At 45.6% G+C, this 16,958-nt stretch carries 13 protein-coding genes; 11 read left to right on the forward strand and 2 right to left on the reverse strand.

Annotated features, from left to right (window positions below):
* Positions 1–14 precede the first annotated feature (14 nt).
* Both BN3261_RS15175 and BN3261_RS15180 read left to right on the forward strand, forming a co-directional pair.
* Positions 15–1,223 (forward strand): aspartate kinase, encoded by a 1,209-nt coding sequence (locus tag BN3261_RS15175; RefSeq protein WP_059086692.1) that lies wholly within the window; start codon positions 15–17, stop codon positions 1,221–1,223.
* A 100-nt stretch (positions 1,224–1,323) separates the two neighbouring features.
* Positions 1,324–2,112 (forward strand): DUF975 family protein, encoded by a 789-nt coding sequence (locus BN3261_RS15180; protein ID WP_059086693.1) that lies wholly within the window; start codon positions 1,324–1,326, stop codon positions 2,110–2,112.
* Positions 2,113–3,334: 1,222 nt separating this feature from the next.
* Here the strand turns inward: BN3261_RS15180 and BN3261_RS15185 are convergent.
* Positions 3,335–3,823, reverse strand: coding sequence for a Gx transporter family protein (locus BN3261_RS15185; protein ID WP_022426176.1), 489 nt, complete (start codon positions 3,821–3,823; stop codon positions 3,335–3,337).
* A gap of 115 nt (positions 3,824–3,938) precedes the next feature.
* The gene (locus BN3261_RS15190; protein ID WP_059086694.1) at positions 3,939–4,307 is read right to left on the reverse strand and encodes a NusG domain II-containing protein; all 369 of its coding nucleotides are present in this window, start codon (positions 4,305–4,307) and stop codon (positions 3,939–3,941) included.
* 447 nt (positions 4,308–4,754) lie between these two features.
* Between BN3261_RS15190 and BN3261_RS15195 the strand changes: the two genes are divergently transcribed.
* The 9 genes from BN3261_RS15195 to panD all read left to right on the forward strand — a co-directional run bounded on the left by BN3261_RS15195 (position 4,755) and on the right by panD (position 16,884).
* Entirely contained in the window at positions 4,755–5,357 is a 603-nt protein-coding gene (locus tag BN3261_RS15195; RefSeq protein WP_059086695.1) for an FMN-binding protein, read from the forward strand.
* Entirely contained in the window at positions 5,354–6,127 is a 774-nt protein-coding gene (locus BN3261_RS15200) for a 4Fe-4S binding protein (protein ID WP_059086696.1), read from the forward strand. Before BN3261_RS15195 ends, BN3261_RS15200 begins: the two co-directional genes overlap by 4 nt.
* Before the next feature lie 3 nt (positions 6,128–6,130).
* On the forward strand, positions 6,131–7,195 hold the full coding sequence (locus BN3261_RS15205) for an FAD:protein FMN transferase (RefSeq protein ID WP_059086697.1): 1,065 nt from the start codon (positions 6,131–6,133) through the stop codon (positions 7,193–7,195).
* 126 nt (positions 7,196–7,321) lie between these two features.
* Positions 7,322–9,559 (forward strand): penicillin-binding Tp47 domain A-containing protein, encoded by a 2,238-nt coding sequence (locus tag BN3261_RS15210; protein ID WP_092069790.1) that lies wholly within the window; start codon positions 7,322–7,324, stop codon positions 9,557–9,559.
* A gap of 143 nt (positions 9,560–9,702) precedes the next feature.
* Entirely contained in the window at positions 9,703–11,307 is a 1,605-nt protein-coding gene (locus BN3261_RS15215) for an FMN-binding protein (protein ID WP_059086698.1), read from the forward strand.
* A gap of 347 nt (positions 11,308–11,654) precedes the next feature.
* Entirely contained in the window at positions 11,655–12,602 is a 948-nt protein-coding gene (locus BN3261_RS15220; RefSeq protein ID WP_015526226.1) for an L-lactate dehydrogenase, read from the forward strand.
* Between the two features lie 72 nt (positions 12,603–12,674).
* The gene (locus tag BN3261_RS15225) at positions 12,675–14,831 is read left to right on the forward strand and encodes a Tex family protein (RefSeq protein WP_059086699.1); all 2,157 of its coding nucleotides are present in this window, start codon (positions 12,675–12,677) and stop codon (positions 14,829–14,831) included.
* 284 nt (positions 14,832–15,115) lie between these two features.
* Positions 15,116–15,979, forward strand: a complete 864-nt coding sequence (locus tag BN3261_RS15230) for a mechanosensitive ion channel family protein (RefSeq protein WP_320442566.1) — start codon at positions 15,116–15,118, stop codon at positions 15,977–15,979.
* A 512-nt stretch (positions 15,980–16,491) separates the two neighbouring features.
* Positions 16,492–16,884 (forward strand): aspartate 1-decarboxylase, encoded by a 393-nt coding sequence (gene panD / locus BN3261_RS15235; RefSeq protein WP_015526224.1) that lies wholly within the window; start codon positions 16,492–16,494, stop codon positions 16,882–16,884.
* Positions 16,885–16,958 lie beyond the last annotated feature (74 nt).

The following is a 16,958-nucleotide window of genomic DNA, read 5'->3' on the forward strand; positions in this document are numbered from 1 at the left end:
GGGAAGAAAAGAACATGTTGATTGTAAAAAAATTCGGCGGTACTTCTGTGGCAAACAAAGAGCGTATCTTTAATGTTGCCAGAAGATGTATCGAAGATTACAAAAAAGGAAACGACGTGGTGATCGTGCTTTCTGCAATGGGTAAGTATACCGATGAGCTGATCACCATGGCAAAGGATATCAATGACAAACCTCCGAAACGTGAGATGGATATGCTTTTTACCATCGGAGAGCAGATGTCAGTGGCACTGATGTCCATGGCTATGGACAGTCTGGGAGTACCGGCTGTTTCTCTGAACGCTTTTCAGGTAGCTATGCACACAACAAGTGCACATGGCAGCGCACGCCTGAAAAAGATCGAGGCGGCACGTATCCGCAGAGAGCTGGATAACCGCAGGATCGTTGTGGTCACAGGCTTCCAGGGCATTGATAAATATAATGACTATACCACACTTGGACGTGGCGGTTCTGATACCACAGCCGTAGCTCTTGCGGCAGCGCTTCATGCAGATGCCTGTGAGATCTATACCGATGTGGACGGTGTTTATACCGCTGACCCGCGTAAGGTTCCGAATGCCCGCAAGCTCAAGGAGATCACTTACGATGAGATGCTGGATCTGGCAACTCTGGGTGCGGGAGTGCTTCATAACCGTTCTGTGGAGATGGCAAAGAAATACGGCGTGCCGCTGGTGGTACGTTCCAGTCTCAACAACAGCGAAGGAACTGTGGTAAAGGAGGAAGTAACAGTGGAGAGAATGCTGATCAGCGGTGTTGCTCTGGATACAGATGCAGTACGTATTGCTGTGATCGGACTTAAAGATTCACCAGGAGTGGCATTTAAGCTTTTTGATACCCTGGCTAAGAAAAATATCAATGTGGATATGATCCTTCAGTCTATCGGCCGTGCCGGAACCAAGGACATTTCCTTTACTGTTGATAAAAATGATCTGGACGATGCAATGGGTGTTCTGGAAGCTAACCAGGCACGCATCGCCTATTCTGAGCTTCATGCGGAGAAAAACATTGCCAAGCTTTCTATTGTAGGAGCAGGTATGATGAGCAATCCGGGTGTTGCTGCAAAAATGTTCGAAAGCCTTTACAATGAGGGTGTGAACATCAATATGATCGCAACATCTGAGATTCGTGTGACGGTTCTCATTAACGAGAAAGATGGCGTACGTGCCATGAATGCGGTACATGATGCGTTTAATCTTGCAGACTAAACAGATGTGAAATATGAGAATATGATTTATCTGAAGTAAAAAATGACGGGGCGGAGGCTTGGATGAGTCTCCGCCTTCTATAACGAAGGGATACAGAATTATGAGAAAAAATCTGAAGGGCTGTAAGAAGCTGGCAGGGGAAACTCTGGCCGGTAATTTTACGGTCCCTGTGATCGGGAGTATTGCGGTTGCGGCGATGAGCGCAGTTTCAAGCTATATTTCCACAGCACTTTTTCCGGGAGATTCCCTGTATGCGATCATTGGAGGAGAGGTATTCAGCTTTGTCCTTTCTCTGGTGATCTGTATTTTTTCCGCAGGACTTTACCGGATCTATCTGAATATTTCCAGAAGGGAAGCCTACTCTTTCGGAGACCTTCTGTACTTTTTCAGCCATCAGCCGGATCATGTGATCGTGGCATCCTTTGTGCTGGCATTGATCAATCTGGTGACATCACTTCCACTGGCGTGGTTTTCTTTTACAAGCAATATGGGAAATACAACGGAGGAGCAGATGAACTGGGCAGTAACTTACATGCTGCTCACACTTCTCGGGTTCGCGCTGAACCTGCTGGCAGCTATGCCGTTCACCATGAGCTATTACATCCTGTCCGATAATTCGGACATAAAAGGAGTACAGGCACTGAAAGCCAGTGCAAAGCTTATGAAGGGACATTACTGGGAATATATGAAAATGCTCTTAAGTTTTGTTCCGTGGATCATTTTTTCCATATTTACATTGTATCTGGCACTGATCTGGCTGGTGCCTTATATAGAAACCTGTATGGCAGTTTTCTATCGGAATATTTCCGGAGAGTTCGATGAACCTCCGGAGGAGCCTCATCCTCCGGTAACTCCGATTCCGCAGTTCCATGATGAAACCGAAGCCTGATCGCCTTCCGGAGGATGTTTTCCCTTTCCGGGGGGATGCTTGAGACGCAGGTGATGCCCTTTCCGGGGGGATGCTTGAGACGCAGGTGATGCCCTTTCCGGGGGGGATGCTTGAAACGCAGGTGATGCCCTTTCCGGGGGATGCATGAGACGCAGGTACTTTCCCTTTCAGGGGGACCATTTTGGCATGGGCAGGTACGAGGGGGAAAGCACTCAAAGTTGCGAAGCCCGCTTTTCCCCCTCGAGCTCCCCCTTTCCGGGCACGCAGCTATTGTAGGCTGTAGAAATATGTGAAGATATTGGAGGGGCGATGGATTCTACTACGTTGGCTGTGGAAGGTTGAGCCGATTTATGCTGACGTAAATATATTGGCGAAGCCTGTTCCTGAATAACAGCGATACACCACAATCCAGAGAACAAGCCCGCTACGCAGTCCACTTTCCCATTCAGCCAGAAGCAATAAACAGTGCCGAAGCAACAATCGGCTCAGCCTGTCACTGCCAGTGCAGCAGAATACATGGCCGAAGCAATAATCGGCTCAGCCTGCTACTGCCAGTGCAGCAGAATACAAGACAGAATCAATAATCGGCTCAGCCTGTCACTGCCAGTACAGCAGAATATAAGTCCGAATCAATAATCGGCGCAGCCTGTTACTGCCAGTGCAGCAGAATACATGGCAGAATCAATAATCGGCTCAGCCTGTCACTGCCGATACAGCAGAATACAGGACTGAGCCGATACACTTACACATTCCATAACGCATCACAGCGGCGTGGCCAGGAGGGGAAGAGCGCGAGAAGGGGAGACGGCCTTCGCAACTATGAGTGCTTCCCCTTCTCGCAAATTACCCACTTTCAAAAAGTGAAAACTATAATCCAAAAAAATCAAACCATCTAATTTCCTCTCACTTTCAAAAAGTGAAAACTATAATCCAAAAAAATCAAACCATCCAATTTCCTCTCACTTCAAAAGGTGAAAACTACAATCCCAAAAAATCAAACTATCCAATTTATCTCACTTCAAAAAGTGAAAACTATAATCCAAAAAATCAAACCATCCAATTTCCTCACACTTCAAAAAGTGAAAACTACAATCCCAAAAAATCAAACTACCCAATTTATCTCACTTCAAAAAGTGAAAACTATAATCTAAAAAATCAAACCACACAATTTCCCCTCACTTCAAAAAAGTGAAAACCATAATCCAAAAAGCAAACCACATAATTATAGATTCAAAGGAAGTCGTCCCACAACCTCCTTTGTCAACCCACCTATGAGAATCCCCGCCAGGACTCCTGCCACCAGCAGTGCCGGTGCATAAACCATCAAACTCGTATTGCTCACCACGATCATGGCAACGATCAGCTGCCCGATATTATGTGTGACACCACCGGCCACACTGATACCGATCAGACTGAAGCCGGAATGTTTTTTCAAAAGATCCATCACAGTCAGGCTAAGCGCAGCGCCAGCCAGACTATACAAAATACTGAACAGATTTCCAAACATAAATCCGATCACCAGGATTCTGACAACGGACACGAGAGCCGCTTCTTTAAAGGAATATCGGTCCAGTATAAAAAGCACCGCCAGGTTTGCAAGCCCGAGCTTGATACCCGGAATCCCTGTAAATACAGGGACCAGAGACTCCACGTATCCAAAAATGATCGCTACTGCGGCAAATAATCCGAGATAAGCTGTTTTTCGTTTCATAAATAAATCCTTTCATTTGTTGCAGGAATATCGTTGCAGGAATAGCACAGACAGAATATCATCTGTCAGAGAAAACTCTACGGAGAACACGCATTGCGCATATTCTCCGGAAATTTTATGTCACCGCATCAATTTTAGGCGAACTCTCCGAATCCTCTGCAGTATTTTCCCCTTCTATCACAACCTTATTAGGAAGGCAGATGATGGAACCGCCGTGCTCGTCCACAGCCTTCTGTTTCATACAGTAATGATCCGGGCAGGTTGCTTCGATCATTGTAACTTTTCCATCTTTGATCTCGCAGACATTGGTGTCTCCGATGTGGATGATCTGGTCCTGGGAAAGCGAATAGGTTCCGAATTCTTTTCCGTCAACGGTAATACGGATCGTATTATGGGAACGTTTCCCCGCAATCTGAAAACCAAGCCAGAGAACCCCCGCCAGAATCAGGATCCCGGCAATAAAAATCAATTCTTTTTTCTTCAAAACAAATCTCCATTTCTGTTACAGATTCAGAAAAAATCATATCATAATCGAAATTAAAAGGCAAACATAAGTTAATGATATCTAACCATAATTCATACAGCTGTTCCCAACGGAAAGGGAGGAGTGGCGATGATTTTTTTTTATAAAAGACATAAAACAGAAAAATTCATATTGAAAAAAGTTATAGACTACTAACAAAAGTGTAGACAAGAAAAAAAACAGGTGATATAATACCTAACTGTAAGTTAGCATCGTCTAATTTTACAAAAAAGATTAATCAAAACTAATTTATGTATATGGATAAAAACTATATAATTTATCCAAAAGACAGTTATACGCAGATTACAGGACTGGATCGAGAGCATCTGACGTAGCAATATATGTTCGCATAGCGTGAGTCTGATGCAGCAATTTACAGAATTGTTAAAAATACAAGGGAGAAAAGAGATGAAAAATCAGAATTTTTATATGAGAGTGATCTCCTTACTGTTGGTGATCCTGGCTGTACTTTTTTATAACAGCAGCATGAAAGCCCAGGCAAATGAAAAAGAGATCGCGGCTCTGACAGATAAGGTAGATACACTTCAGGAGCAGCAGAATGAACTTCTCAGTGCGCTGGAGACGAGTTATGTAAATCGTATGCAGAATCAGGCAGCATCTGCAGGATCAGGCAGCAGTGATGCAGATACAGCAGGCGATGACAAAACAACAGACACTTCAGACGGCAATGTATCCGATGCAGACGCAGAGGACACAGCAACCGCAGATTCCGATAATGTATATAAAGATGGAACCTACACAGGAGAAGCTGAGGGATACGGCGGGACCATTCAGGTGGAAGTGACACTTGCCGGTGATGAGATCACATCCATCAACGTAGTCAGCGCCCCAGGTGAGGACAGTGCATATCTTTCACAGGCAGAGAGTGTGATCGATTCCATCCTGAGTGCTCAGAGTACAGATGTGGATACCGTATCCGGAGCAACGTTCAGCTCCACAGGAATCCTGAACGCAGTGGATGCGGCACTTGGAAAGGCGGAAAACTCATGAAAAAAAGACAGCGGGAGGTAAGGCTGATGCGCGCGGGAATACAGCTGGCATTTTTTATTGCCGCCCCGTCTCTGTTTTCTACAGCCTTTGCAGGTATCAAATCGATCTTTCTTGCCATTGCGGCCGGTCAGCCGGTGGAGTGGAATTCCTTTCTGACTGTAACGACAGTGCTTCTGATCTTTACCTGCTTTTTCGGAAGACATTTCTGCGGATATGCGTGTGCATTCGGATCTTTCGGAGATGCCGTATATGAAGGCTTTTCCTGGATCCGGATGAAATGCTTTCACAAAAAAAAGAAACCGGCTCTTTCCGAAAAAATGGTTCACGGGCTTCAGAAAGTCAAATATATCGTACTGGCACTGATCCTGCTTTCCTGCCTTACAGGTGTATACGGAAAGCTTACGGGAACCAGCCCGTGGGATGTTTTTTCTATGCTCACGGCAGGACGGCTCCCGAACAGCAAATATCTGGTGGGAATTGTGCTCCTGGTGCTGATCATTGTGGGAATGTGTACACAGGAAAGGTTTTTCTGCCAGTTTCTCTGTCCCATGGGAGCGGTTTTTGCATTAATGCCAATCCTTCCGGGTGCACTGTTTCGGAGAAACCGTGAGAAATGTCCGCCGAAATGTGGTCTCTGTAAAAAAAGATGTCCGGCTCATCTGGATATCGACGGCGACACAGGCAGATCCGGCGAATGTCTTTGCTGCCACGCATGTGCCGCAGCATGCCCGAGAAAAAATATTCACATTGGAACAATTGAGGAAAAATGATCTATGAGATATCAGGCTCTGAAAAAGAAAACTTTTCTGGCAGCAGCTACATTTACAGGAATTGCGGTGTTGTTTCCTGTGCTGTGCATGGCTGCTTCGGAAAATGATGTACAGACATATACCGATACAGATTTTGCAATGGATACTGTGGTATCAGAAACACTCTATACCACAGGTGACGATATAAACAGTAAGCTGACAGCTGTGCTGACAGATGTGGAGACGAACCTTCTTTCCTGGACCAATGAGAAGTCCCAGATCTATAAGGTGAATGCAGACAGCGGAAAAGATACGGAGATTTCCGACGAGCTTTCCGGATATTTGAAACGTCTTCTGAAGATCGCAGAGGATTCTGACGGAGCCTTTGATCCAACCATCGGGAAGCTGATCCGCCTGTGGGATATTGGAGGGGAAAACCAGAAAATTCCGGAAGAAGCAGAAATTAAGAATGTTCTGAAGGATTCCGGATATCAGAAGATTTTTCTTGACGGAAATACGGTCCACATGGAGGAGGGCTGTTCTCTGGATCTTGGAGCAGCGGGAAAGGGTATTGGCTGTGACCTGATCCTTAAAGAACTGGAAACAAAGAAGGATGTAATAGCAGCACTTATGAATCTGGGAGGAAGCAGTGTCATGACCTACGGAAGCAAGCCGGATGGTTCTTCCTGGAATGTGGCAGTGACAGATCCCAGAGCTGAAAATGAGGATGACTATCTTGGTGTGGTTGCCTTAAATGGTACAGAATTTCTTTCCACATCCGGAGATTATGAGAAATATTTTATCGAAAATGGTGTAAGGTATCACCACATTATGGACCCGTCTACCGGCTATCCGGCAGAAAGCGGAGTGACCGGGGTAACGGTAGTCTGTGACTCAGGTCTGGAGGCAGATGCGCTTTCCACAGCATGTTTTGTGCTGGGGGTGGAAAAAGGGACACAGCTGTTGAAAGCTTACGGTGTAGACGGACTTTTTGTGGATGAAGACCATCATGTGTATCTCACTGAGGGGATGAAGGAGCGGTTCAGCCTGCTTGCGGATTCCTATAGTGTGGAGGGTATTGCAGAGTGAAGCTGATCTCCCGGCAATCCGGTTTATGACTGTTTGGCAGAGGGGAATGCTCATATCCGCAGTACTTGCGATAGTAAACCTGGAAAGGGTTCTATAAATATATCATATTTTTAGGAGGAATAAGCAATGCAGAAGTGGAATCTATTGAAAAAAACAGCTCCATGCATTTTAAGTCTTGCAGTGGCAGCAACAACCTTTCCGACCGCTGTAATGGCATCTGATCTTGATGCAGCCGTGGTTTCCGAGGCAGAGACAGGAGATACGGAGGATTTTAGCACAGAGGATACTGAAGCTGTAGCAGAAGAAGCTATAGAGGATGCTGCAGACATAACAGAAGAAGCAGCAGAGGATGCAGCAGTGCCAGAAGCTGTTGCAGACGAGACAGAGGATATCCAGCAGGAAGATACAGCAGAGGAAGCAGACCCGTTCTCTACAGGGGAAGAGGATTTCACAGAAGGCGATGAAGTGGCGGAAGCATTTTCCGATTCTGACCAGCTGACAGGCGAGTATCAGTACGTATATGCAGGACTTACCTGGGGTGAGTACTGGGCAGCAGAAGGCGTATATGCAGCTGGAGATACAAGCTCTTCAGAAGAGAAGGATTCACATAGTGAGTTTGATACAGGAGCTTTTGATACAGTAACAAGAGCGACTGCAAATCATGGACTCCACAGAGGAAGCTATCAGACAGAAGCTACGATCATTGCTGAAGACGGAACCAGATTCGACGTATCCTACTGGGAGGATAAAGGAAGCACACTTTATCTTACAGACGGTTCCAAGGTAAAATGGAACAGAGGCAGTATAACAACAGAAGATGGAAAAACCTATACGATGGATCATTATGAGATATATGGTCTGAAATATGTTCCGGTAGCAGTTAAGACCGCAGATTTTGCAGATTTCTGCAAAAAGTATAATGTCGTACAGGATGGAGCTGTGCTCTCCGGAGGATACAGTGAAAACAATCTCCAGTATTATAAAGGCCTTGTGGCAGACGTAAATGCACAGACAAATGGTCTGAAATATGCGGAGAAAAATGGTGACGGCTTTACATTTACAGCAAGAAAATCAGACGGAACAGCTTCCGGTATCAAGGATCAGGCGTTAAAAACAGCAACAGAGATCAAGCCGAGTGTAAAAGCAGCAAGCGGAAGCTACGGCGAATTCCTCCGTGTGGATCTCAATGGAAATTATGGCGATCTTGGTGCAAATATGCAGGCTGTACGCTGGGATTATTATGGAGATGATTCCACATATACAAAATGCCTCGCTTCTTATGGAACCAAGTTTGCCGCAGATAACTGGATGCATAAAGCAATGGGAATCCAGCTTGGACTTACAAAATCTGCACGCTGCAAGCTTCCGGGAGGAACAGACGGAACAGGATACTGGAAACTGACAGTGTATGCTCTTGGATATAATGACTATACCTACAGCTTCCAGGCAACTGCAGAGAATATCGTAAATCCTACAATGGAGCCGACTGATTTTACAAGTCTTAAAACAGAAGTGGAAGCTGCAAAGGCTCTGGCAGAGGCAGATTACACAATTGCAACCTGGAAGTCCTTTGCCGGTGAGCTTCAGGAAGCAGAAGACATTCTTGCAAAAACAGATGCAAGTCAGGCTGAGGTAAATGAAGCACTTGAACATCTTCAGGGAGCAGAGAAAGAGCTTCAGAAGGTAACAGTTACATTTGATAAGACAGCAGCAGCTGTATATACAGGAAAAACAACGACTCTTAAGGCAACAACAAATGACAGCGATGCAACAGTGACATTTAAGTCCGGCAACACAAAGGTTGCAACAGTAAGCAGCAAGGGTGTTGTTAAAGGCGTAAAAGCCGGAACAGCAGTTATCACAGCAAAGGTCGGAAATGCCACAGCAACCTGCAAGGTAACAGTAAAAGCTTCTACAATTAAATTCGCAAAGGCTTCCGTAACGATCTACAAAGGAAAAACAGCAACTGTAAAAGCAACTGCAACACCATCTGCAACTGTAAAATACACAAGCAGCAACACAAAGGTTGCAACCGTAAACAGTAAAACAGGTGTTGTAAAAGGAATTAAAGCAGGAACCGTTACGATTACAGCAAAGGCAGGAGCCCTGAAGACAACCTGCAAAGTAGTTGTCAAGAATCCTGCATTCAGTCTTGTAAAATCTTCTGCAACGATCAAAAAAGGTAAAACAACAACCATCAGATCCAAAGCAGCACCTGCAGGCAAGGTTACATATACAAGCAGCAATAAAAAAGTTGCAGCTGTAAACAGCAAGGGTGTTGTAAAGGGAATCAAAAAAGGTAAAGCAACGATCACAGTGAAATGCAACGGAATTACAAAGAAATTTGTGGTAACAGTTAAATAATTTCACTGTTGAACCGAATGTGATCACAGATATCCGGGAGCCTCTGCCGCAGACATAGAGCAATGTCTGCGGCAGAGGTCTGCTGATTTCTGAAGAGCAATGTCTGACAGAGGCCGCAAGAAAAGAGGAGAGAGTAAGGAAGCATGGAAAAAGATCTGAAAGATAAAAAGCAGGAGGAAAAAAATACTCCGAAGATACCCTGGACCAAGCTGGTCCCTGCAGCTGCTGTGATTGCGGCGCTTGTGTTTTCAGGCATAAAGGCGAAGGGCTCTGATGGAGAGACAGAAGCAGTCGGGCAGGCAGAGACGACCGTAATGTCCGCTTCAGAGCTGGAAAAATATCTCGGGTATGAAAAAGAAAATACTGTTTCTGACAGCACAACTGCCACAGCTGAGAAAAACAGTACAACAAAAAAGAAAAGCTCATCGAAAAAAAGTGCAAAAAAAACAGCAGCGAAAAAAAGCTCAGGTACAAGAACGGTTTCCGAATCTGCAAAAAGCAATGCCAGCGCCGCAGGACAGGGAACCACGCAGACACCGGTAGCAAGCGTTCCGGCAGATGGATATAAGGACGGTACGTATGAAGGAAGCGGAACCGGATTTGGCGGGACAATTCGCGTGAGAGTAACAATCAGCGGTGGAAAGATTGCGGCCATAGATATTCTGGAGGCATCTGGAGAAACTGCGTCGTATTTTGCGTCAGCTCAGGGTGTGATCAGCAGGATGATCGCCGGAAATACACCGAATGTAGATGCAGTAAGTGGAGCAACCTATTCCTCCAACGGAATCATCCAGGCAGTTCAGAATGCCCTCTCCCAGGCAGCGGCAGATGGAAACAGCCAGCAGGTCACCCCTACACCTGCAGCAACTGCTTTACCAACTCCGACATCAGCTCCGTCACCTACAAAAAAACCATCTCCTACAAAGAAACCGGAAGATCCGGACAGTCCGAAAAAATATCTGGACGGTAAATATACAGCTTCGGCAAAGGGCTTCAATGGAGACGTGAAGGTAACTGTGACCATCAAGGATGGAGTGATCGAAGCCCTGAAACAGGAAAATACGGACACGGAGCAGTTTTTTGAAAAAGCATGGAGCGTGCTGGAGGAACAGATCATTGGTACGGATTCTGTAGATGATATTGATGCAGTCAGCGGAGCAACCTATTCCTCCAACGGAATTCTCAACGCTGTAAAAAAAGCTCTTAAAGAAGCGATCAATCCGGAGTATGGAAAGAAACCGACACCAACTCCGACAAAGAAACCGACACCAAAGCCAACAGCCACACCGAAACCTACGGCAACGCCGAAACCAACAGCCACACCGAAGCCAACAGAGACGCCGGCAGCAACCCCGACGCCGGAGCCGGACGACCCGGATGTGACGCCGGTTCCTGAAAAACCCAATGTAACTCCAACACCAGGGACAGATGAGCCGGATGCAACACCGGAGCCAACGGAAGCACCGGAACCGGTGGGAATGTACAGAGATGGAACGTATACAGGCTCGGCTTTTGGATATGGAGGAAAAACATATCTGACAATTACGATCTCAGGAGGCCAGATCGTATCCATTGAGCAGACAAATCAGGATACACCGGAATTTTTTGATCCTGCATGGAGCACGATCTATTCTCAGATCATGGCAAACCAGTCGGCGGATGGAATCGATACTGTCAGCGGAGCCACATATTCTTCCGAAGGGATCCTGGACGCTGCACAAAAAGCCCTTGCCCAGGCAAAGAATTAACCGGGTGAACGTTGGAGCAGCTATAAACATCTGAATCTAAGCCAATAATAAGAGGTGAAAGAAACCTCTGGACTTCTTGATTTTTTTTGAAGTTCAGAGGTTTTTTGCTAGGTTTCTGAAATTGCTTCTATAAATCGATAAAAAAATAACAGGAATGTATACAGAATAATATGGAAAATATCAGAAAATATAATCGGTTTAAATAATTTGAAATGCAAATTAGCGGGAATTAACCTGAGAAATACAATAAAATTTTTATTGCACAGGGCAATGTTTTATGTTATGTTTGAATGTGTGTAATTAAAGTTGTTATTAAAATGACAAACAACGCTGAAAGGAGAACAAATATGAGCAGTAAAATTACGATCATCGGAGCAGGAAGTGTAGGAGCAACTATCGCTTATACCTTATCACAGAGGAGTATTGCATCAGAGATTGTTCTGATCGATATTAACAAAGATAAGGCTGAAGGTGAGGTTATGGATATTGAGCAGGGAACCAGTTTCCGTGAGCCGATCTCCATCGTGGCAGGAGATTACCCGGATGCTGTAGATTCTGACATTGTGATCATCACTTCCGGTATTGCCAGAAAACCGGGACAGACTCGCATCGAGCTGACACAGACCAACGTCAACATTATGAAGAGTATTACTCCGGAGATCGTAAAGGTGGCTCCCAAAGCGCTTTATATTATCGTAAGTAATCCATGTGATATTATGACTTATGCATTTGCAAAGCTTTCCGGACTGCCGGAAAATCAGATCCTTGGTTCCGGAACCGCCCTGGATACGGCCCGTCTCCGCTGCAGACTTTCTCAGCACTACGGTGTATCTGAGAAAAACATCCACGCCTATGTATTCGGAGAGCATGGAGATACTTCCTTTGTACCGTGGTCCAGAGCCTTTGTTGCAGGTGCGACCCTTGATGAGTTTGACAAGATCGTTCATGAGGATCAGAAAGATCTGCAGCCACTTGACAGAGAAGAGGTTCTGGAGTATGTTCATACTTCAGGATCAACTGTGATCGCCAAGAAGGGTGCTACATTTTATGCGGTAGCCGTATCTGTTTGCAGACTTTGCTCGCTTCTTCTTGCAGCATCTGATACAATAGTCAGTGTATCAACCATGCTTCACGGAGAGTACGGTGTTGAAGACGTATGTCTTAGTACCATGGCTTCTATCGGACCGGAAGGTGTAAAACGTATCGTTCGTGTTCCGCTGACCGAGGAGGAGACAGAGAAGCTTCATGCGAGCGCCAATGCTCTGAAGGACGTGATCGCACAGATTGATCTTTGATAAATGTCAGAAGCTGTGTAAAGAGGAAAAAGCAGCCTCAGGCAAATTTGAAACAACGGGAGAAAGATAAAAATGGATATTATTCAGGTAATTACCAGAGAATTGAACGTTGAGAAATGGCAGGTCGAGGCAGCGGTTAAGCTGATCGATGAAGGCTGCACCATTCCTTTTATTTCCAGATACCGTAAGGAAGCAACCGGTACACTGAACGATGAACAGCTTCGTAATCTTAATGAGAGACTTACTTATTTAAGAAATCTTGAGGATAAAAAGGCTCAGGTTCTGGGCAGCATCGAGGAGCAGGGCAAGCTGACTCCGGAGCTGAAGAAACAGATCGAGGCAGCGCAGACACTCGTTGTGGTAGAGGATCTTTACCGTCCGTACCGCCCGAAGCGCCGTACACGTGCCATCATCGCCAGGGAAAAAGGTCTGGGACCTCTGGCCGACATCATCCTTCTCCAGATGACGAAGAAACCTCTTGAAGAAGAGGCAAAAGCATTTCTTTCTGAGGAAAAAGAAGTCAAAACTGTGGAAGAGGCCATCAGCGGTGCCAGAGATATCATTGCAGAACACATTTCTGATGAAGCAGATTATCGTATCAGTATCCGTAAGAGAACAATGGATAAGGGAACTATATGTTCCACCGCAAGAGATGAGAAGGAGCAGTCTGTATACGAGATGTATTATGACTTTGAGGAGCCGGTGAAAAAGCTTGCAGGTCATCGTGTCCTTGCTCTGAACCGTGGTGAGAAAGAGAAATTCCTTACTGTGAAGATCCTTGCACCTGAGGAAGAGATCATCCGTTATCTTGAAAAACAGGTGATCGTCCGCGATAATCCATACACTACACCTGTTCTGAAAGAAGCCATTGAGGACAGCTATAAACGTCTCATCGGACCGGCTATTGAGCGTGAGATCCGAAGCGCCCTTACAGAGGCAGCAGAGGACGGTGCCATCCATGTCTTTGGCAAAAATCTGGAGCAGCTTCTCATGCAGCCTCCAATTGCAGGACAGGTAGTTCTTGGCTGGGACCCTGCCTTCCGTACCGGATGCAAGCTGGCAGTGGTAGATCCTACCGGAAAGGTTCTGGATACCACAGTTATTTATCCCACAGCACCAACCAATGAGACCAAGATCCGTGCCGCAAAGGAAACCCTGAAAAAGCTTATCAGCAAATATCATGTGACACTGATCTCTGTAGGAAACGGAACGGCATCCAGAGAATCCGAGCAGATCATCGTGGAGCTTCTTAAGGAAATCCCTGAAAAGGTCCAGTATGTTATCACCAACGAGGCAGGTGCTTCTGTATATTCCGCAAGCAAGCTTGCTACGGAAGAATTCCCGAATTTCGATGTTGGACAGAGAAGCGCCGCATCCATCGCAAGACGTGTACAGGATCCGCTTGCAGAGCTTGTAAAGATTGATCCGAAATCCATCGGTGTCGGTCAGTATCAGCATGATATGAACCAGAAAAAGCTGGGAGAAGCCCTTAACGGCGTTGTGGAAGATTGTGTAAACAAGGTCGGAGTGGATCTGAATACTGCGTCTGCATCCCTTCTGGAGTATATTTCCGGAATCAGCAAGGCCATCGCAAAGAATATTGTAGCCTACCGTGAGGAAAACGGCCGTTTCCAGACAAGAAGAGAGCTTCTTAAGGTTGCCAAGCTTGGTCCGAAAGCCTTTGAGCAGTGTGCAGGTTTCACACGGATCACAGGAGGCAAAAATCCTCTGGACGCAACCAGTGTCCATCCGGAAAGCTATGACGCAGCAAAAAAACTCCTGGAAAAGCTGGGCTACACACCGGAAGATGTGGCAGAGCGTAAGCTTACCGGTATTTCCGGGAAGATCCGCGATTACGGAAAACTGGCAAAGGAGCTGGAGATCGGAGAGCCAACCTTACGTGATATCGTAAAGGAACTGGAAAAACCTGCCAGAGATCCACGTGACGAGATGCCGAAACCGATCCTCCGTACCGATGTCCTGGATATGAAGGATCTGAAAGAGGGCATGGTTCTTAAGGGAACTGTCCGCAATGTCATTGACTTCGGTGCTTTTGTGGATATCGGTGTGCATCAGGATGGCCTGGTCCATATTTCCGAGATGAGCGAGAAATTCATCAAACATCCGCTGGAAGCAGTCAGTGTGGGAGATATCGTGGATGTCCGTGTTCTTGGTGTTGATATGAAGAAAAAACGGATCAGCCTTTCCATGAAGGGAATCAGTAAATAAAGAGAAAAACTGAGTAAAGAGAAGCAGGCAAGTATATTCTGCAGCATTCTGCGGCGGATTACCGGACCGATATACAATAAAGCTATAACAGAAATACAGCAGTGGTTTATACCCTATACTTTATAGAACCGGAGAAATCAGGTTTACAGGGAAAAACCACTGCTATATTATTATATTATCAGATGCGGATTATAGGAAATGCTTATATCAGAAATAAGCTTTGAAGCTCATAGATCGATCCGCATATGTATATCGAATAATCGATCAGACAGGAGGGATTATATTTGGATAGTACTGTACAGACCGTGCAGGAGGTCGGAAATCAGGTAAGCCAGTACAGGCAGATGTTTGAAAATTACCTGCCGGACATCACAAAATTCGGAATCAAGGTTGTTCTGGCTATCGTTGCTTTCTGGGTAGGAAGCACGGTAATTAAATGGATCGTAAAGTTTGTGAGGAAATCACTGACAAAATCCAGGCTGGATACAGGAGTGGCACAGTTTATGTCCTCTCTGGTCAAGATCATACTTTACATACTCCTGATCTTTAATATATCCACAAGCTTTGGAGTAAAGGAATCATCTCTGGCAGCACTTCTTGGAACTGCAGGTGTTACTATGGGTCTTGCCCTCCAGGGTGGACTTGCCAACTTGGCAGGAGGTATGATGCTTCTTCTGTTCAAGCCGTTCCAGGTAGGGGATTACATCATCGTTAACGGACAGGACGGAAGCGAGGGAACGGTAGCCAAGGTCGAGATTTGTTATACAACGCTGTTATCCATTGATAACAAGCACATCGTGATCCCCAACGGTACTCTTTCCAATGCGACCATCACCAACGTAACAGCAAGGGATCAGCGAAGGCTGGAGATCAAAGTGGGGATCTCTTATAATGCAGATATCCAGAAGGCCAAGGATATCCTGGAAGATATCCTCACCGAAGATCCGGATACAAGAGAAGACGAAGAGATGGTGGTATTCGTAGATGAGCTGGCAGAAAGCTCTGTGATCATGGGCTTTCGTGTCTGGGTAGATACCGACCGCTACTGGGCAGCCAGATGGAGATTGAACCAGAGGATCAAGGAAGATTTTGATTATTATGGAATTGAGATTCCTTATAAGCAGCTGGATGTGCATATTCATAAATAATATGCATAAAGGAAGAAAGATAAAGCCCTTTCACATGGCAGAGAAATTGCTGTGTGGGAGGGCTTTTTTGGTGAAAGTAACGGGTTTTGGGATTGTTACTGGCATTCACGATAGTAGAGAGTATGAAAATTATTGACAAACCAGTGTCGGGGTGCAATAATACCCCACAGAGATAGTATTTGGACTCAAAACTATACTCTGGCTGAAATCACTGGAATCTTATATAAAAATAGCCACCGGAACCCGGGATCGGGAACGGACGGATATATGAAAATTATAAAAGATACGAGCCTGTATCGATGATAACGAAGGCGTTACAACAGTTATGGGAATTTTGAGCAACTGTTGAAGAGCATGCTTTTCGTGTATAAAAAACAGGACTCAATATACAGGGAATCAATCAGAAGCGTTTCAGGGTCGAAGTGTACCCCGAGACGCTTTTTTATTAAATACAGAAGCGGATGCTTTTATCCACTTGAAAATTATTCCCTGCAGGAAAGGACTTATATAAGATGACAATAGAGATGTTAAAAGGAAAGATCCACAGAGCAACCGTTGTCCAGGCGGAACTGGATTATGTAGGAAGTATCACTGTGGATGAGGAACTGCTGGAAGCTGCCGGGATACTGGAATATGAGAAGGTTCAGATCGTAGATGTGAACAACGGCAGCCGTTTCGAGACATACACCATTTGCGGAGAACGCGGAAGCGGTATGATCTGCCTGAACGGAGCAGCAGCAAGATGTGTAAGCACCGGTGACAAGATCATCATTATGGCTTACGCACAGTACGAGCAGGAAGAAGCCCGTACTCACAAGCCTGCAGTTGTATTTGTAGATGAAGAGAACAGGATCAGCAGAGTGACCAATTATGAGAAACACGGACTGCTGAAGGATATGGCCTGACGCAGATCAGGAAGATAATAAGACGAAGGTGAATTCAGAAAAGAGGCTATCTCAAATCTATTAAGAAAACCGGT

The organism is Blautia massiliensis (ex Durand et al. 2017) (genome assembly GCF_001487165.1).
GTDB lineage: Bacteria > Bacillota > Clostridia > Lachnospirales > Lachnospiraceae > Blautia_A > Blautia_A fusiformis.